At 71.5% G+C, this 17,826-nt stretch carries 18 protein-coding genes and 2 pseudogenes; 16 read left to right on the forward strand and 4 right to left on the reverse strand.

What is annotated here, in order from left to right:
* Window positions 1-4: 4 nt before the first annotated feature.
* From ACWC9T_RS07760 to ACWC9T_RS07785, 6 genes are all read left to right on the forward strand, one after another.
* Window positions 5-1,246: a ketosynthase chain-length factor gene (locus ACWC9T_RS07760; protein ID WP_449820159.1), complete on the forward strand. Its 1,242-nt coding sequence runs from the start codon at window positions 5-7 to the stop codon at window positions 1,244-1,246.
* Window positions 1,247-1,274: 28 nt separating this feature from the next.
* Window positions 1,275-1,535: an acyl carrier protein gene (locus ACWC9T_RS07765; protein ID WP_449820160.1), complete on the forward strand. Its 261-nt coding sequence runs from the start codon at window positions 1,275-1,277 to the stop codon at window positions 1,533-1,535.
* Between the two features lies 1 nt (window position 1,536).
* Entirely contained in the window at window positions 1,537-1,992 is a 456-nt protein-coding gene (locus ACWC9T_RS07770) for an SRPBCC family protein (RefSeq protein ID WP_449820161.1), read from the forward strand.
* On the forward strand, window positions 1,989-2,318 hold the full coding sequence (locus tag ACWC9T_RS07775) for a TcmI family type II polyketide cyclase (RefSeq protein WP_449820162.1): 330 nt from the start codon (window positions 1,989-1,991) through the stop codon (window positions 2,316-2,318). Before ACWC9T_RS07770 ends, ACWC9T_RS07775 begins: the two co-directional genes overlap by 4 nt.
* Before the next feature lie 228 nt (window positions 2,319-2,546).
* Window positions 2,547-3,143, forward strand: a complete 597-nt coding sequence (locus ACWC9T_RS07780) for a hypothetical protein (protein ID WP_449820163.1) — start codon at window positions 2,547-2,549, stop codon at window positions 3,141-3,143.
* A 137-nt stretch (window positions 3,144-3,280) separates the two neighbouring features.
* Window positions 3,281-3,988 carry a class F sortase gene (locus ACWC9T_RS07785; RefSeq protein WP_449820164.1) on the forward strand — a complete coding sequence of 236 codons (708 nt, stop codon included), beginning with the start codon at window positions 3,281-3,283 and terminating at the stop codon, window positions 3,986-3,988.
* Window positions 3,989-4,051: 63 nt separating this feature from the next.
* Here ACWC9T_RS07785 and ACWC9T_RS07790 read toward each other — a convergent pair whose 3' ends face one another.
* Together ACWC9T_RS07790 and ACWC9T_RS07795 are read right to left on the reverse strand one after the other, a co-directional pair.
* Entirely contained in the window at window positions 4,052-5,086 is a 1,035-nt protein-coding gene (locus ACWC9T_RS07790; protein WP_449820165.1) for a methyltransferase, read from the reverse strand.
* An 89-nt stretch (window positions 5,087-5,175) separates the two neighbouring features.
* Complete coding sequence (locus tag ACWC9T_RS07795) at window positions 5,176-6,255, reverse strand: right-handed parallel beta-helix repeat-containing protein (RefSeq protein WP_449820166.1); 1,080 nt, start codon at window positions 6,253-6,255, stop codon at window positions 5,176-5,178.
* Between the two features lie 323 nt (window positions 6,256-6,578).
* Here ACWC9T_RS07795 and ACWC9T_RS07800 point away from each other — a divergent pair, with 323 nt between their 5' ends.
* Window positions 6,579-7,520, forward strand: a complete 942-nt coding sequence (locus tag ACWC9T_RS07800; RefSeq protein WP_449820167.1) for a deoxyribonuclease IV — start codon at window positions 6,579-6,581, stop codon at window positions 7,518-7,520.
* Window positions 7,521-7,789: 269 nt separating this feature from the next.
* On the opposite strand, the gene ACWC9T_RS07805 is transcribed toward ACWC9T_RS07800, so the two are convergent.
* Window positions 7,790-8,005 carry a hypothetical protein gene (locus ACWC9T_RS07805; protein WP_449820168.1) on the reverse strand — a complete coding sequence of 72 codons (216 nt, stop codon included), beginning with the start codon at window positions 8,003-8,005 and terminating at the stop codon, window positions 7,790-7,792.
* Between the two features lie 390 nt (window positions 8,006-8,395).
* Between ACWC9T_RS07805 and ACWC9T_RS07810 the strand changes: the two genes are divergently transcribed.
* The 9 genes and pseudogenes from ACWC9T_RS07810 (at window position 8,396) to ACWC9T_RS07850 (ending at window position 16,724) form a co-directional block, all read left to right on the forward strand.
* Window positions 8,396-9,802 carry an amino acid permease gene (locus tag ACWC9T_RS07810; RefSeq protein ID WP_449820257.1) on the forward strand — a complete coding sequence of 469 codons (1,407 nt, stop codon included), beginning with the start codon at window positions 8,396-8,398 and terminating at the stop codon, window positions 9,800-9,802.
* A gap of 247 nt (window positions 9,803-10,049) precedes the next feature.
* Window positions 10,050-10,238: a YegP family protein gene (locus ACWC9T_RS07815; RefSeq protein WP_449820169.1), complete on the forward strand. Its 189-nt coding sequence runs from the start codon at window positions 10,050-10,052 to the stop codon at window positions 10,236-10,238.
* Between the two features lie 168 nt (window positions 10,239-10,406).
* Window positions 10,407-10,796 (forward strand): annotated as a pseudogene (locus ACWC9T_RS07820) (prolipoprotein diacylglyceryl transferase family protein); the annotation flags it as partial.
* A 146-nt stretch (window positions 10,797-10,942) separates the two neighbouring features.
* A complete protein-coding gene (locus ACWC9T_RS07825; RefSeq protein WP_449820170.1) occupies window positions 10,943-12,379 on the forward strand; it encodes an MFS transporter in 1,437 nt (478 codons plus the stop codon).
* Between the two features lie 328 nt (window positions 12,380-12,707).
* A complete protein-coding gene (locus ACWC9T_RS07830) occupies window positions 12,708-13,070 on the forward strand; it encodes a hypothetical protein (RefSeq protein WP_449820171.1) in 363 nt (120 codons plus the stop codon).
* 331 nt (window positions 13,071-13,401) lie between these two features.
* Window positions 13,402-14,058 carry a 2OG-Fe dioxygenase family protein gene (locus ACWC9T_RS07835; protein ID WP_449820172.1) on the forward strand — a complete coding sequence of 219 codons (657 nt, stop codon included), beginning with the start codon at window positions 13,402-13,404 and terminating at the stop codon, window positions 14,056-14,058.
* Window positions 14,059-14,269: 211 nt separating this feature from the next.
* Window positions 14,270-15,805: an MFS transporter gene (locus tag ACWC9T_RS07840; protein WP_449820173.1), complete on the forward strand. Its 1,536-nt coding sequence runs from the start codon at window positions 14,270-14,272 to the stop codon at window positions 15,803-15,805.
* A 48-nt stretch (window positions 15,806-15,853) separates the two neighbouring features.
* A complete protein-coding gene (locus ACWC9T_RS07845; protein WP_449820174.1) occupies window positions 15,854-16,507 on the forward strand; it encodes a HemK2/MTQ2 family protein methyltransferase in 654 nt (217 codons plus the stop codon).
* Complete coding sequence (locus ACWC9T_RS07850; protein WP_449820175.1) at window positions 16,467-16,724, forward strand: CDGSH iron-sulfur domain-containing protein; 258 nt, start codon at window positions 16,467-16,469, stop codon at window positions 16,722-16,724. The genes ACWC9T_RS07845 and ACWC9T_RS07850 overlap by 41 nt, the downstream gene beginning before the upstream one ends.
* Window positions 16,725-16,793: 69 nt before the next feature.
* Here ACWC9T_RS07850 and ACWC9T_RS07855 read toward each other — a convergent pair.
* Window positions 16,794-17,693 (reverse strand): annotated as a pseudogene (locus tag ACWC9T_RS07855) (iron-containing redox enzyme family protein); the annotation flags it as partial.
* Between the last annotated feature and the right edge of the window lie 133 nt (window positions 17,694-17,826).

Raw genomic sequence — 17,826 nt, forward strand, 5'->3', positions numbered from 1 at the left:
TTCCATGACGTCACGTCAGCAGGGCCGCCGGGCGGTGGTCACCGGCCTCGGCGTGGTGGCTCCGAACGGTGTCGGGGCCGACGCCTTCTGGAAGGCCACCAGGCAGGGCGTGAGCGTCCTCGACCGGATATCCCGCGAGGGCTGCACCGAGATACCGCTCAAAGTCGCGGGCGAGGTACGGGAGTTCGACCCCAAGTCGGTGATCGACAGCCGCTTCCTCGTGCAGACCGACCGGTTCACCCACTACGCGATGGCCGCCGCCGACCTGGCGGTGGCGGACGCCGGCTTCCGGCCCGACTCCGAACAGCCGTTCGCGGTCGGCGTGGTGACCGCAGCCGGCTCCGGCGGCGGCGAGTTCGGGCAGCGCGAGCTCCAGCAACTCTGGGGCCAGGGGCCGAAGTTCGTCGGACCGTACCAGTCCATCGCCTGGTTCTACGCGGCCAGCACCGGCCAGATCTCGATCCGCGGCGGCTACAAGGGCCCGTGCGGGGTGGTCGCCAGCGACGAGGCCGGCGGCCTGGACGCCCTCGCGCACGCCGCCCGCTCGATCAAGCGCGGCACCGACACGGTGGTGGTCGGCGCCGCCGAGGCCCCGCTGGCGCCGTACTCGATGGTCTGCCAACTCGGCTACCCCGAACTGAGCCTGGCCGACCAACCCGACGCGGCCTACCTGCCGTTCACCGCGCAGGCCTGCGGCTTCGCCCCCGCCGAGGGCGGCGCGATGCTGCTGCTGGAGGACGAGCAGGCGGCCCTGCGACGCGGCGCCAACGTCCGGGCGCACCTGGCCGGACACGGCGCCACCTTCACCGGGGCCTCCCGCTGGGAGGAGTCCCGGGAGGGGCTGGCCGCCGCGATCCGGATCGCACTGGACGAGGCCCGGACGGCACCCGAGGAGATCGACGTGGTCTTCGCCGACGCGCTCGGCGTCCCCACCGCCGACCGGGCCGAGGCCCTCGCGCTGGCCGACGCGTTCGGCTCGGCCGTCGAGAGCGTCCCGGTCACCGCACCCAAGTCCGGTACGGGGCGGGCCTACTGCGGCGCCCCGATGCTGGACGTGGCCGCCGCCGTGCTGGCCATGGAGGACGGAGTGCTGCCGCCCACCCCCAATGTCACCAAGGTCTGCCACGACCTCGCCCTGGTTACCGACCGCGCCCGCCCGGCCGAGCTGCGCACCGCGCTGGTGCTCAGCCGCGGGCTGATGGGCTCCAACTCCGCGCTGGTACTCCGGCGCGGGGAGCAGCCCTGATCCACTACACCTTTCGAAGGGACACCCCGTGAACAACACCCTCAGCTATCCCGAGCTGGCCGCCCTGCTCCAGGCGCGGGCCGGCGTCACTGTCGACCCCGGCGACCTGCAGCAGCCGGGCGCACAGTTCGACGAGTTCGGCGTCGACTCGCTCGGACTGCTCGGCATCGTCGGCGAGTTGGAGAACCGGCACGGCCTCAAGGTCACTCCCGGTGCCGAATCCGCCAAGACTCCGGCCGAGTTCATGGAGCTGGTCAACACTTCCCTCGCCATGAAGGTTGGTGCCTGAGATGCCCGGACACACCGACAACGAGATCGTCATCAACGCCCCGCTTGACCTTGTCTGGGAGATGACCAACGACCTGGAGAACTGGCCGGACCTGTTCAGCGAGTACGCCTCGGTCGAGGTACTGGAGCGCGAGGGCGACCGCGTGCAGTTCCGGCTCACCATGCACCCCGACGAGAACGGCACGGTGTGGAGCTGGGTCTCGGAGCGCACCACCGACAAGCCCTCGCTCGCGGTCAACGCCCGCCGGGTCGAGCCCGGCCCGTTCGAGTTCATGGAGATCCGCTGGGAGTACGCGGAGGTCCCGGCCGGCACAAGGATGCGCTGGATCCAGGACTTCGCGATGAAGCCCACCGCCCCGGTCGACGACCAGGGCATGGTCAACCACATCAACAGGAACTCCCGGATCCAGATGCAGCTGATCCGCGAGAAGGTCGAGAAGCGGGCGGCCGAGCAATGACCGGAACCCACCGCGCCCTGATCGTCGCCCGGATGAAGCCCGAGGCGGCCCCGGACATCGCAGAGGTGTTCGCCGACTCCGACCGGGGCGAACTGCCGCACCTGATCGGCGTCACCGGCCGCAGCCTCTTCCAGTTCGGCGACGTCTACCTGCACCTGATCGAGGCCGACCGCCCACCGGGCCCGGCCGTCGCCAAGGTCGTCGGCCACCCGGAGTTCCGGGCCGTCAGCGACCGCCTGACCGCCTTCGTCCAGGCCTACGACCCGGCCACCTGGCGCGAGCCGAAAGACGCGATGGCGCGTGAGTTCTACCGCTGGGAGCGCTGACCTCCCGCTCCCCGAATGGGCCCGCCCCCAGCCGTGCGCCGGGGGCGGGCCCATGTCCATACCACTGCGCACCCACACCGATTCACCCGGATCGCCATGGCACGCGGGTGAACATTCCCGGGACTCCACCCGAAGGGCGCACTGTCCGTACCGGCTCCGCCACGCTCCGGTGGCAGGCGGCCTCACGGTGGTTGACGGTAGATCAGGCACCACTGTCCGCGAGTCCCTTTGACCGGCACCATGCCGGCGGTCGCGGACCCTTGCGCCGGAAGGATCATCCTCATGCGTACTGCACGCGCACTGCTCGCCGGGGCGGCCGTCACCGCCGTCCTGACCGTCGGCACCCCCATGGCCTTCGCCGACGGCTTCTCCGACCAGGGCAAGAACCTCACCTGGCAGGAGAAGCAGTCCGAGAAGGGCTCCGACGGCCGAGGCAACGAAGGCCACGGCAACGAAGGCCACGGCAACGAAGGCCGAGGCAACGAAGGCCGAGGCAACGAAGGCCGAGGCAACGAAGGCCACGGCAACGAAGGCCGAGGCAACGAAGGCCACGGCAACGAAGGCCACGGCAACGAAGGCCGAGGCAACGAAGGCCACGGCAACGAAGGCCGAGGCAACGAAGGCCACGGCAACGAAGGCCGAGGCAACGAAGGCCGGGGTGAGGACCACAAGTCCCCGCACGGCGGCGTGCACACCGGCGGCGGCGGTATGGCGCTGTCCGGCGGCGGCCTGGCCTCCGGCGCGGTGCTGCTGCTCGGTGGCCTCGGGGCCGGCGCCGTCGCGCTGCGCCGCGGCCGCCGCGCTTCCGGCGCGGCCGCCGTCTGAGCCCGCCACCGCCGCCTCTGGGCGCCTCTCCCCGACCGGGGTGGGGCGCACGGGGGCGGCGAGCCGTTGCGGAACCGGTTCCAGCGGTTCCAGCGGTTCCAGCGGTTCCAGCGGAGGACTTCTAGCGGAGGACAGGAATGACGGACGGTCCCGGCTCTGGAATGCCCCGGCTGCTGCGCGCGGGGATGGGCGCGGCAACGGTCGGTCTGCTGCTGCTCTACAACTCGATGGGCACCCGGCCGAGCGACGACTCGGTCGCCGGCCAGGCCGCTCCCCCGGCGGCTGTCGCACCCGTCGCACCCGCCGTCCCGGGGCCGTCGGCATCCGCCGGCGCCACCGCGAAGGCCTCTCGGGCGGCCGTGCCGGGCGTGCCGGTGCTCAAGCCGTCCAAGCCGACCCGGCTGCGGATCCCGCAGATCGCGGTGGACGCACCGTTCACCGAGTTGACCCTCAACCCGGCCGGCCAGCTCAATGCCCCACCGCCGGACGATAAGAACGTGGTCGGCTGGTACCGGGACGGCGTCACCCCGGGCGAGCGCGGCAGCGCGGTCGTCGCCGGGCACGTCGACACCACCAAGGGCCCGGCGGTGTTCCTGCTGCTGAGCATGCTGCGGCCGAGCAACAAGGTCGAGGTGAGCCGGGCGGACGGCACGGTCGCGGTGTTCACGGTCGACTCGGTGGAGACCTTCGCCAAGAACGCCTTCCCGGACCAGAAGGTGTACGGGAAGACCCCGGACGCCCAGCTGCGGCTGATCACTTGTGGCGGCGCCTACGACAAGAAACGGAAGGACTACGTGGACAACGTGGTGGTCTTCGCCCACCTGGTGTCCTCGCACAAGGCCTGACCGACAACGCCAACGGCCGCTGCCACCCCGGGACGGGGAGCAGCGGCCGTTCGGCGTGTCGGGTCAGCCGCGGACGACGGCCTCGAAGGCGTGCAGGTACGGGTTGACCGGGCGGACGGCGGTGACGTCCAGGCCGGCCTCTGCCATCAGGCCGACCATGCTCTCCTCGGAGTGCTTGGCGCCGCCGACGTTGAGCATCAGCATCAGGTCCATCGCGGTGGTGAAACGCATCGACGGGCTGTTGTCGACCAGGTTCTCCACCACGACGACCCGGGCACCGGGGCGGGCCGCGGCGACCACGTTGGCGAGGGTGCGGCGGGTGCTCTCGTCATCCCACTCCAGGATGTTCTTGATGATGTAGAGGTCGGCGTGGACCGGGATCTCCATCCGGCAGTCGCCTGGCACCAGACGGGCGCGGGTGGAGAAGGTGCCGCCGTCCTGCAGCCGGGGGTCGGCGCCGGCCACCACCTTGGGCAGATCGAGCAGGGTGCCGTGCAGCGCCGGGTGCTTCTCCAGCAGGCTAGCCAGTACGTGGCCCTGGCCGCCGCCGATGTCGGCGACCGAGTCGATGCCGGTGAGGTCCAGGTAATCGGCGAAGTCCTGGGCGGACTGCCGGCTGGAGGTGGTCATCGCCTTGTCGAAGACCTTGGCCGAGTCGCCCGCGTCGCTGTGCAGGTAGTCGAAGAACTCCTTGCCGAACAGCTCGGGGAAGACGTTGCGGCCGGAGCGGACCGCCTCGTCCAGCTTCGGCCAGGCTTCCCAGGTCCACGGCTCGGTGCACCAGAGGGAGATGTAGCGCAGCGAGTTGGGGGTGTCCTCGCGCAGCAGGCGGGACATCTCGGTGTGCTCGAAACGGTCGTCGGAGGTCTCGGCGAAGATCCCGTAGCAGGTGAGCGCGCGCAGCAGGCGGCGCAGCTGGCGGGGTTCGGTGTCGAGCTTGTCCGCGAGTTCGGTGACGCTGGCCGGGCTGGCGCCGAGCACGTCCGCGACGCCGAGCCGGGCGGCCGCACGGACGGCGGCAGCGCAGGCGGCGCCGAAGACGAGCTCGCGCAGGCGCATCTCAGCGTGGGAGAAGGTGTTGGCGGGTGCAGTGGTCATGGGCGGTCCCTGTGGGTGTGTGGGCTCGGGTCTGCGGGGGCTCGGGGTCTGCGGGGCTCGGGTCTGCGGGGGCTTCGGATCTGCGGGGCTCAGCAGCGGCCGGACGGCTGGGAGACCGAGCAGGTGTTGCGGCTGTAGGAGTTGTCGGTGCCGGTGTCGCGGTCGGCGAGGTCGGCCGGGCCGTTGCCGCTCAGGTGGTTGTCGGTGATGGTCGCCCGGGAGTTGGGGATGCCGACGACGCTCTTGAAGAGGACGATGCCGCCGGAGAAGTCCGAGGTGCCGATGTTGTCGTGGACCTCGTTGTCGGTCACCCGGGCGTCCTCGGTGCCGGTGAGCACGATGCCGGCGCCCTGGACGGCACCGAGGCGCGGGTTGGCCGGGCAGAACTTGTTGTTGGCGACCACCCGGTTGTGCCGGACGTCCAGGTCCCCGGCGCGGGGCACGCCCTCGTCGCCGACCACGAAGACGCCCGCGCAGTTGCCGCTGATCTCGTTGCCCTCGACGGTCAGCACGCGCAGTCGGCGGACGGTGACGCCGACCCGGTTCCCGGTGAGCTCGTTACCTTCGACGACGGTGCCCCCGGTGTCGGGCGCGCCGCCCTCGCGGTAGGCGTAGTTGGCGAGGAAGACACCGGACTGGCCGTTGTCGGTCGAGCGGTTGCCGATGATGGCGGCCTTGGTGGAGATCTCCTGGCTGATGCCCTGCTGGGCGTTGTCATGGACGTAGGTGGCGCGAACGGTCAGGCGGGTGGTGCCGCTGGCGTCGATGCCGTTCTTGCGGAAACCGGTGACGGCGAGGGACTCGATCGTGACGTCGGGCAGCGGGGCCTGCTCGGTGCCGACCACGCAGACGCCGTGCCCGGCGGTGGCGCAGGCGTTCTCCGTACCGTCCCCGGGGGTGATCACGCTGAGGGTGCCGACGCCGCGCAGGGTGAGGCCGGGGGTGGCGATGCGGACGCTGCCGCGGTAGGTGCCGGGGAGCAGCTGGACGGTGTCGCCGGGCTTCGCGGCGTCGACGGCCCGCTGAATCGATTCGCCCGGCTGGACGAAGTGCAGGGTGCCGTCGGCGGCGTGGGCCGCGGGGGCGGCGGCCAGGGTGGCGAGGGCGGTGGTCAGGGCGGTGGCGGCGGCGGTGGCCGCGGCGAGGTGGTGGACCCGACGCGTGGGCATGAGTGGTGACCTGTCTTTCGGCGCGCTCGGTGTGGCGGTGTTCGGGGTGATCGGGCCGGTCAGGGTGATCGGGGAGGTGATCCGACGTGGTGCGTCTGACGCGGTGTGTGTGGGTGGTGACGGCCGGTGGGTACGGCCGAATCGACGGTATGGGCGCCCGGGTGGGCCCGCCACCAGGGCTGGGCTACGGGGCTGACGGGGCGTCGGCCGCCGGAGGGACGCCCCGGCGTGGCGTGCATGGCCGCCGGGATGTCGGACCGCCCGCTGCCGGGGCGGACGGGCCGCGCGCCGGCCCCGTCCGGTCCCGTGACATCCTCGGGGGCATGAGCACCGCGTCCGTACCGCCCGTCGCCGCCGTCCGCAACCCGATCGGCGCCCACGTTCCGGTCGCCGCCCGCGGCCTGGCCGGGACGGGCCTGGCGTACGCGCGGAAGGTCGGCGCGGAGACGGTGCAGGTGTTCGTGGCCAACCCGCGCGGCTGGGCCACTCCCCCGGGCAATCCGGCGCAGGACGAGGAGTTCCGGACCGCCTGTGCCGAGCAGGGCATCCCGGCCTGGGTGCACGCGCCGTACCTGATCAACTTCGGATCGGACAATCCGATCACCCGTGAGCGCTCGGCGGACTCGCTGCGGCACTCGCTGCACCGCGGCCACGCGATCGGCGCGCTGGGCGTCGTCCTGCACACCGGCTCGGCGGTCGGCACGGCGCCCGGCGGCGGGTCGCGCCGGGCCGAGGCGATGGCGCAGGTCCGGGCGGACGTCCGGCCGCTGCTGGACGAGCTGGACGCGCTCGGCGAGGACGCGCCCTGGCTGCTGCTGGAGCCCACCGCCGGGCAGGGCAGCTCGCTCTGCTCGCGGCTGGAGCAGCTGGCCGAGTACGTGGAGGCGCTGGACGCGCACCCCAAGGTGGGCATCTGCCTGGACACCTGCCACGCCTTCGCGGCCGGGCACGACCTGGCGGTACCCGGCGGGGTGACGGCCGCGCTCGACGCGCTGGCCTCGGCCGCCGGTCCGGGCCGGCTGCGGCTGATTCACGCCAACGACTCGGAGGACGTGGTCGGCGCCCGCAAGGACCGGCACGCCAACATCGGCGCGGGAATGATCGGCGCGGAGCCGTTCCGGGAGCTGTTCGAGCACCCGGAGACGGCTGGGGTACCGCTGCTGGTGGAGACCCCGGACCGCAAGCACGGCGGGGACGGCACGGGCCACGCGATGGACATCGCGGTGCTGAAGGATCTGCGCGAGCGGGCGGCGGCCCGGGTCTGAAGCTGCCCGCCGGCCGGGGCCAGGGGAGGCTGGAACGAGTCACGGCCTCCGCTCCTGCGGGTCTGCCGTGTCCCCGAGCTGGCCGCGCGGCCATGCGGACGCCGCGGCAAGTGGGTGATGGCCGCCCTGTGGCCGGTGCTGCTGGTCGCGCTCGGCCCACCGGTCGGCAAGCTGATGGGCGCCGAGGAGAACCAGGCGTCCAGCTGGCTGCCGGGCAGCGGTGAGCCCGGGGGCCGACGAGCGGCCTCCGGGCTCGGAGTTCAGCGGATTCAGCAGCCGCAGTCGCTCTCGCTGTGCTCGTGGAGGTTGAACCACTTGGCGTGCGGGCCGAACAGGCCGACTCCCGCGGAGCCGGCCTCCAGGCTCAGCCCGGACGACTGCATCGGTGCGTGGCCCCACGCCATCGCCGAGGTCGGCGCCGCCACGACGGCACCGGCCACAGCAACGATCACGGCGAGCTTGCGGATATTCCCACGAAGCGACATCTGATGTCCTTTTGGTTCGTCTCTGGTCCTCAACCCGAGCCCCCGAACGGCCAGTTCGACCGCCCGGCGGACCGGGCCGCGCCCCACCGGGGAGGCGCCGCGCCAAGGCTGGCACGCGAACACGCCGCCACGGGCGTGCGCCGCAACCGGGCTGAGGCATCCAGGTGACACATCTCCCCCGCGCGGCCGAACCACCGCATACCGGTCGAACGGTCTCGCGAAGGGCACCGGACGAGTGCCGGTCGGACCGGCGTTCGACCGCAAGTCTTGCGGTGCGACGGCAGGCTGCAAGAACAAATCCCATCGATTTGGTGCAAGGTATCGTTTCATCCGAGCATGAACGGTCGCTCCACCGAGCGCGTGCAGGACCACGAAAGGCGCACCACCCTCATGCAGACCAGCCCCGCCGCACCCCGGCAGGCGACCCGACCGAGCGACCCGGAAACCCCGGACCAGGTCGATGCGAGACCCTCGAAGGACGGCCGCTTCGGGCTGCCGACCGCCACGGCCCTGGTGATGGGCAACATCATCGGCGGCGGCATCTTCATGATCCCGGCCGCCGTGGCGCCGTTCGGGACGGTCAGCCTGCTCGCCTTCGTCGTCCTCACCGTGGGCGCGATCGCGCTGGCGCTGGTCTTCGGGCAGCTGGCCCGCCGCAACCCGCGCACCGGCGGGCCGTACGTCTACGCCCGTGAGGCCTTCGGGGACTTCGCCGGCTTCCTGTCGGCCTGGTCGTACTGGATCACCACCTGGGTCAGCAACGCCGCGCTCGCCGTGGCCGCCGTCGGCTACCTGGACGTGCTGGTGCCGATCAGCCACTCCACCGTGCTGAGCATCGCCGCCGCACTGGCCTTCCAGTGGCTGCCCGCGCTGGCCAACCTGGCCGGCACGAAGTACGTCGGCGCGGTCCAACTCGTCTCCACCGTCCTGAAGTTCATCCCGCTGGCGCTGGTCGCGGTGGGTGGGCTGTTCTTCTTCGACCCGAAGAACCTCGGGCCCTTCGACGCGAGCGGGCAGGGCTGGACGGGCGGCATGACGGCCGCCGCGGCGATCCTGCTGTTCAGCTACCTGGGCGTGGAGTCGGCCGCGATGAGCGCCGGTCAGGTCCGCGACCCGGAGCGCAACGTCGGCCGGGCCAGCGTGCTCGGCACCACCGGCGCGGCCGTGGTCTACCTGCTGGGCACCCTCGCGGTGTTCGGCACCGTCGCGCACGAGCAGCTGGTGCACTCCAGCGCGCCGTTCTCGGACGCCGTGAACGGCATGTTCGGCGGCTCCTGGGGCGGCACGGCGATTGCCGTCGCGGCGCTGATCTCGATGACCGGCGCGCTCAACGGCTGGACGCTGCTGGCCGCGCAGGCGCCGTACGCGGCCGCCAAGGACGGCCTGTTCCCGGCCGCCTTCGGCAAGGAGAAGCGCGGCGTGCCGACCTTCGGCGTGATCGTCAGCGTGGCCCTGGCCTCGGTGCTGACCGTCGCCAACTTCGCCAGCGGCGCCAAGGGCGCGTTCGACATGCTGGTGCTGGTCACCACCTTCACCGCGGTCGTCCCGTACCTGCTCTCCACCGCCGCCCAGCTCTACTGGTTGGTCCGCGGCGCCACCGACAAGGTCAACGGCGCCAACCTGGTGCGCGACGCCGTCCTCGGCCTCGGCTCCTTCGCCTTCTCGCTCTGGCTGCTCGCCGGCGCCGGGTACGCCGCCGTCTACCAGGGCGTCCTCTTCCTCTTCGTCGGCATCCTCGTCTACGTCTGGCTCGCCGGACGCCGCCAGAACGCGAGTTCGGCGGGCGACGCTTCCTGACCCGAACGGCTCGGCCAGGGGCGGGGCGGCAGGACGGCGCATACGGTGCGGATGGGAAATGCCCCGAGGGCGGGAACGGATCGTCGAGCTGCATGCCGGCTGCCGCAGCCCCGACCACAACGGGGCGCAACCTCACTCCGTGACTCGAATGGTCGCCACCCGACTGAATCATCTGGCCTGCGCTCCACAAGGTTTGACCCTACGTTTCCATCGAGGGGGGTCACTCCGAGGAGAGGTATCCACTGGCATGGCTGGGAAGTTTGAGCTGTTCACAGATGAGAGCGGGATGCACCGGTTCCGCCTCAAGGCGAGCAACGGATCGATCGTGGTGACCGGCGACCCCCAGGAGAGCAAGGACGACTGCCTGAAGAGCATCGAGTCGATCCGCAAGCTCGCCCCGTACGCCGAGCTGAAGGAAGCGGCTGGGTCGATCTGACCCACGGACCTCGGCGCGGGCCGGCGGTGCAAATCGCCGACCCGCGTTCGCTTGTACGGCAGATCCCTTTGGATACTGCGGTTACCGAGCTAATCTGTGACCGATGCACTGTGGTGCCCCTCGCGCGGCAGGACCTGCGCCGCGCCCGGCCGCGAGGGGACCGGCCTCATGCATCTGGCGTACCTGCCCAGCCCTTCCCAGGGCGTGTGGCACCTGGGCCCGATACCGATCCGCGCCTACGCGCTGTGCATCATCACCGGCGTCGCCGCCGCGGTCTGGCTGACCCGCCGCCGCTGGTCCGCCCTCGGCGGCAACCCGGAACACGTCGCTGACATCGCCCTGTGGGCCGTGCCGTTCGGCATCGTCGGCGGCCGGCTCTACCACGTGATCACCGACCCCGAGCTGCACTTCGAACCGGGCCGGCAACCGGTCCGCGCACTCTACATCCGGGACGGCGGCCTCGACATCTGGGGCGCGGTCGCCCTCGGCGCCGTCGGCGCCTGGATCGGCTGCCGCCGCCACGGCATCCGCCTGCCCGCCTACGCCGACGCCCTCGCCGGAAATCGACCTGTCGGACATCGATCACATCCCCTATCGATCATATCCATGACAGATATACCCTGGGTTCGGGGCCGCCGCTGGAAGCACAACCCCACGGGCGGCGGCCCCACCGTTCGCCGGCCAAGCCGACCGAGGTGTCCGCCATGACGGTCCGCGACCGCAGCACCCAGGCGCAGCCAACGCCGCGCCTACGGGCCCTGCTCACCACCGAGCGGCCCCGGCCCGGCGTGATACGCGACCACCCCGGCGCCTGGCGCCTCGCGGTCGCCACCGTCTGCTTCGGCGCCTTCATGGGGCAACTCGACGCGAGCATCGTCACCCTCACCTACCGCCCCCTCGACGCCGAATTCCACGCCAACCTCGCCGGCGTCCAATGGGTCTCCCTCGCCTACCTGCTGACCCTCGTGGCCCTGCTCGTGCCCGCCGGGCGTCTGTCCGACGTCCACGGCCGCAAACTCATGTACCTCTACGGCTTCGCCGCCTTCACCGCCGCCTCCGCCGCCTGCGGCCTCGCCCCCACCCTGACCGCGCTCATCGCCTTCCGCGTCCTGCAGGCCCTCGGCGCCGCCCTCATGCAGGCCAACAGCGTCGCCCTCGTCACCACCAGCGCACCACCCGGCAAGATGCGCACCGCCCTCGGCATCCAGGCCGCCGGACAGGCCCTCGGACTCGCCCTCGGCCCCACCATCGGCGGAGCCCTCGTCACCACCGCCGGCTGGCGCTGGGTCTTCGGAGTCAACGTCCCGATCGGCCTCATCGCCCTCGCCGCCGGCCACTACCTCCTGCCCCGCACCCGCCAGCGCGCCACCACCTCCCGCCTCGACACCACCGCCGTCCTGCTCCTCGCCGCCACCACGACCTGCGCCCTGCTCGCCCTCTCGATCGCCTCCGGCCTCCACCTGGCCGCGTGGACCGCCCCAGCCCTCACCGCCACAGCAATCCTCACCGGCTGGGCCTTCACCCACCGCCAGCGCGACCACCCCCACCCCCTGGTCGACTTCGCCCTGCTGCGCGGCGGCCCCATCGGCCCCGGCCTGGCGGCCGGACTGTGCGGCTACCTCGTCCTGTTCGGCCCCCTGGTACTCGTCCCCATCGAGCTCGATCACCACGACACCCCACCCCTGACCACAGGCCTGGTGCTGACCGCACTCCCCCTCGGCTTCGCCCTCGCCGCGACCACCGCCGACCGCTTCCTACCCGCCGCCTGGACCAACCAGCGGCGCAGCCGCTACGGCTCGGCCGGCTGCGTCGCCGCCCTCGTCCTGCTCGCGGCCCTCCCGGCGCAGCCCGCGCTGCTGCCATGGCCCCTGGCGCTGCTCGGCCTGGCCCTCGGGGTGTTCATCCCGGCCAACAACGCCCTCGTCATGAAGGCCGTCCCGGCCACCTCGGCCGGCACCGCCGGCGGCATGGTCAACATGACCCGCGGTCTTGGCACGGCCATCGGCGTCGCCGCGGTCACCCTCGCCCTCCACATCGGCGGCACCGACACCGGCCCCCGCGCCGCAGCCGTCGTCCTGCTCGCCTTCGCCGCCCTCGCGCTCACCACCACCCTCACCGGGCGCACGAGGACGCGAGCATGAACGGACGCGCACGGCGCACCCAACTCGCCTTCTCTACCGCCTCTGCGGCGAACAAGCCGGACCCTCCGCACCCGTCATCGCGAGGGTGATCGAGCACCCGCACCAACGCACACGTTCCCCGGCCGGGTTGGTACGGGGGCTGGGTTCGCCGCCCAAGAGGGTCTCATCATCTTGCCAACGCCGCTCATGTGTGGCGCGCGGTCGTGTTCGAATCGCCGCGTGTTGGGGATTCGCGCGTCGTGCCCGGTCGACCAGCAGGCCCTGGCAGCGCAGCATGGAGAGAGCGGATCAGCAGTCCCGATCCATCGCTCGATGGAGGTGAGTTGCAATGACTCCGCCTGTGCGATACCGGCCCGGAAGTCAGCTGGAGCGGGCCTCCCCGTGGCGGGAGCCGATGGCCGCCGAGTTCCCCGGCCTGAAGCCGTTCTGGGACAAGAGCATGCGAAGCGCCTTCGTGCGGCTTGACGAACCACCGGTCGACGCGCCCATGCAGGAGCGCCACCGGATTTACTCGCTGCTCCTCATGGGGATCGTCCTCGACCGCTGGAACGGCAACAAGTACGGTGAGGTCGGTGACTACGGGCAGTGGCGGGCGAACCAGCTGCTGGCGAGGTCTCCCAACATCTACCGGGGCGGCACCTACCAGGGCACAACATCGCCGCGCTCGCGGTGGACGCCGAAGGCCGCGTGAAACCGGTGAAGAACCGCGGTACAGCCCATCGCGTCTGATGGGGATCGGCCATTCCGCAGCGGACGCCGAAATTGCGCTGGTCTTCGCCGACCGTCTCACGCGGCTGGCGCCCCGTATCCAGCGCGCGCCGTCACCGAGCGGGACTTGCTGGAAGTCCTCGCCGCCTACTCGGCCCTGACCGCCCCCGCCATGCACAGCGACGATGAGCCCGGCATGCCCCATCGAGGAGTCCCCGATGACGCGGAAAGTTTCGCCGCACACGAAAGAACCGAATTCGGACCATCCCGTGGAGGCCGCCCGAGCAGCCCTGGTCTCCGGCGGTGCCCACCTCATGCCCGCCGCCGTCATGACATCGTGCCTCGGTGTGCGGGAGGGGGACTGGGAACGCTTCCGTACCCACTGGGACCAACTGAGCTTGGACAACTACTCCTCGGCTCTGGGCGCGCGCCGTTTGCGCCGTTACGGGCAGTTCTTGCTCACGCCGGCGGTGGAGCGGATCAGGCTGCTGCCTCAGGCCGCTTTCGTACAGCCGGAGGACAGCAATCCGCTCTACGTCGGCGTGGAGCGCACTTTCGAGCCCCTGACCGGCTCCTTCGTGGCCGACCCGCTGTTCCGAGCGGTGCTGCGGCTGTTGGGACAGGTGGCGACGGCACTGGACGACCCGGCGGTGTGGAACGCGAAGGTGCACCCCTTCCGGGTCGTCGCTTCCGCGGAGGTGGACGGACTGCCCACACCGGAGGGCCTGCACCGCGACGGTGTCACCTTGGCCTCCTCCCTCCTGATCGGCCGGCAGAACGCCGTCGGCGGTGAGAGCTCCGTGTTCGATCCGGACGGAGGGCTGCTGCTGGCGGCCACGCTCAGCGAGCCGGGAGCCCTGCTGCTCGGAGACGACCGCCGGACCCTGCACAGCGTGTCGCCGGTACGCCCCGTGGACCGAGGTCGTCCCGCGTATCGCGACGTTTTGGTGGTGACGCTCACACCGGGTTGAGGCCTGTGCGCACCCCGGTCGGAGCTCGGCGGCGCCACCGGCGGGTGCCCTGCCGCGACCGCCCCCGACATCAGCGACCGGCTGTCGTGCGGCGCCCCGAGCTACGCGAACGCTCGGCCTCCGCGCGTGTCGGCCCTTGAAAGACCCGACGGGACGCAGTGGCCAGGCTAACGTCGACCGGCAGGTGATGTGGGGAGCAGGGGAGGTTGAGGTGTCGGCGGCTCGCTCACGGACCGGTGCGACGAGCCTGCCGATCATCCTCGGGCTCGCCGCCGCCTACGCGGTCACGGCCGTCGACCCGCTGGTGCTCAACCTGAACCTGCCGCAGGTGAGCCGGGCGCTCCAGGTGCCGCCGCAGCTCGTCGGGCTGCTGGGTGGAGCGGCGACGCTGGTGATGGCCGCTGCCGTCCTCGCCGTGGGCGGCCTCGGGGACGTCTACGGGCTGAAGCGGCTGCTGAGGCTGGGGCTGGTCGTCGTCACGGTCGTCAACCTGCTCTCCGCGTTCTCTCCCTGCTACGGCTTCCTGCTGGCCATGCGCTTCCTGGACGGTCTGGGGATGACCGCGCTGCTGGGAGTGCCGCTGGCCCTGCTGAAGGTGTCGTTGCCCGCGGAGAAGCGGCCGGCGGCGATCGGCGTCTTCGTGGCGGTCGAGACGATCATGTGCGGGGTGACCCCCGCGTTCACGGGCTGGGCGGTGGCGGCCGTCGGTTGGCGGTGCCTGTTCCTGGTCGCCCCGCTGCTGTGCCTGGTTTCGCTCTGGCTGACGGCCCGGTATGTTCCGGAGTCCCGTGTCCAGCAGCGCCGGCGGCTCGACGTGGTCGGAGTCGCCCTGGTCGGAGTGGCCCTGCTGGCCCTCGTCATCGGCCTGGCCGCGGCGCAGAACGGCGTCTCCCGGCCCGAGACCTGGCTGCCGCTGGTGATCAGCGTGGCCGCCGCCGCGCTCTTCGTACTCCATGAATGCCGCGCCGCCGAGCCCGCCGTCGATCTGGCGTTGTTCCGCAGCCCCGCGTTCGCCGTGGCCCTGGCCGCGACCCTCACGTTGAACTTCCTCGCTGCCGGGTACGGTGTCGTCCTGGGCCAGTTCGGCAGCATGGTGCTGTCGCTGTCCCCCCAGGCCATCGGCCTGCTGTATCTGCCCGGCACACTGCTGATCGCCAGCGCCGTGGTGCTGGCCGGCCGCCTGGTCGGGAAGTACACCCCGCGGCCGGTGATGGTCGCCGGCCTTTTGCTGATGGCGGCGAGCGGGCTGCTGATGGCGGGCACCGTCAGCCCCGCGATGGCGCTCTGGCTGCTCGTGCCGATCACCTGGTTGTGTGGTCTGGGGTCGCTGGTCACCGCCACGTCGGTGTCCGAGACGGTCCTGTCCCACGCGCCACCCGGGCATTCCGGGACGGTGGCCTCGGTGCAGTCGGCGTTCGGGATGACCGGCTACGCGTTCGGGCCCACCGTCTATCTGCTGCTCTTCGACGTCTTCTTCCACCGGCGGTTGCTGGCGGACGCCGAGTCGCGTGGGTTGTCGGTGACCCAGGCCGCACAGGCCGTGGACGCCGTGCGCAGCGGAATGACGCTCAGCCCGGGGAGCGCCGGGTACGACTCGAATCTGCTCCGGCAGACGGCCGCGCTGAGCGTTGGGCCGGACGTCGCCGACGGGCTGCGGTTGACCATGCTGACCGTCAGCCTGCTGCCGCTCGTGGTGGCGGTCGCGGCCCATGTGGTCATGCCCCGGCGCAAGGCGCCCCGGGCGTAGGACCGGTGGCGACGGTGTGAACGGATCCTTTCGGGGCAGGTGTCCTGTATGCGTCTGTTGCGGCCGCCGGGGGTGTATCCGGTGCAGGGTGACACCGCTCTGCTGATCGACTGCCTGGCCTGCGAGCGGATCGTCCCCGGGACTGCGCTCCTGGAGTTGGGCACCGGCAGTGGGGCAGTCGCCGTCTCGGCCGCCCAGGCCGGGGCCCGGGTGACCGCTGTTGACGTGTCATGGCTGGCTCTGGCCACCGCCTGGGCGAACGCGCGGCTGAACCGCTGCCGGATCCGGCCGCGCCACGGGGACCTCGGCACCCCCGTGGCGGGACGGTGGTTCGACCTGGTGGTCAGCAATCCGCCCTACGTCCCCGCACCGAGCCGGGACGCGCCGCCACGCGGCATCGCCCGGTCCTGGGACGCCGGCTGGGACGGTCGACTGCTGCTGGACCGGATCTGTGTCCAGGCCCCGCGCCTGCTGAGGCCCGGGGGCGTACTCCTGCTGGTCCAGTCGTCGCTGGCGGACATCGACCGGACCACGGCCGTGCTCCGGGAGTCCGGTCTGACCGCTTCGGTCGTCGCCCGCCGTCGGCAGGCGTTCGGGCCGGTGATGTCCGCCCGGGCCGAATGGTTCGAGCAACGCGGGCTGATACCGCCCGGCTGGCGCGATGAGGAGCTGGCGGTGGTGCGCGGTGTCCGCCTCGGGTGAACGCGAGCCGCGGCTGGTGCGGCTGACCGGGTCAGGGCCTGTGCTGGTCGAGGGGCCGGTGGAGGTCGTCCTGCCTGACGGCTCGACGGTCCGCTCCGAGCGCCCCGTCGTGGCGCTGTGCACCTGCCGACGCAGCCGGCGGTACCCGTTCTGCGACACCAGCCACCGCCTCCGCCGGACGCCGGGCTCGTCCGTCGAGCGGCCCGCCCCGCAGTGAGCTGCGGTTCTGCCGCCAGTTCTGCAGCAGATGGTCGCCGAGGTCGGCCTCCACCAGACACCCGGACGCCAGGCCGAAGGCGATGTCCGGCTCCAGCTCCGGTTCGTCCTGCAGCAGCGGGCGGATGACACCGTGCCGCACGAGCTGCTCGTGGACGGCGTCGGCTTCGACGTGCTCGCGGTAGAAGCGAGTTCCCGCCGGCCCGGCGCCCATGCGTTCGAACGCCGTTACCAGCCGCGCCGACCCCGGCGACGACGTGACTTCCACGCTCGTGAACTGGCCGACCAGAGCTCCTCGCAACGCACGGTGAAGGCCGAAGAACGACACCAGGTTCGTTGCGGCCAGGGCCGGACCGGCGACGGCGTCCAGGTACTGCCCGTAGCCGGAGTCCAGCCCGAAGTCGGCCATCATCTCCGCGAACAGCCGGGCGTGTGCCCGATCGGCCCGGCCAGCCCCGTATTCGTCGTACTGGATGCTCATGAAGGCCGCCTTGGCTTCACCGCGCAGCCTGGGCACCACCCACAGCTGCGGGTCTGCCTCCTTCAGGTGATACAGCGAGCGGTGGGCGAGGTATTCGCGGGCCTGCCAGCGCTCCCCCTCGGCGAGGAGGAAGTGCGAGGGGCCGCTGCCGTCGGGCGACTCCACCAGCAACTGGTTCAGCAGCTCGTTCAGCGGACCCACAGGATGTGTCCGCTCCCGCAGGCCAGCCAGGAAGGAACGCTCGAGTTCCCGGCGCAGCCGCAGCAGTCCGTGATCCCATTCCCACTCCGTGTCCACCCCCGCGAAGCCCTGGTAGTGCAGTTCGTAGCAGAGGTAGAGGGCGAGCTGGAAGTCCTCGTCCCACGGATCGGACTTCTGTGCGGCGCGGACGTCCGGGGCCGTGCCGATCCCGGGCGAACCGCCGGACAGCCGGGCGCACACCATCTCGGAGATCGGGCCGCGCGGTGGTGGCAGTGGTGGACCGGACATCGGGTTCCTCCTGGATGCTCAGAAGAGGCGTTCCTCGGAGTTCCTTGGGGCGGTGCTCGCCCCGGCGTGCTGTGAAGTCCGGTACCGTCGAGCTGCGGCTGGCAGGTCGCCCGGACCTTCACCGATGTGCTCG

It is taken from the genome of Kitasatospora sp. NPDC001159 (genome assembly GCF_053598235.1).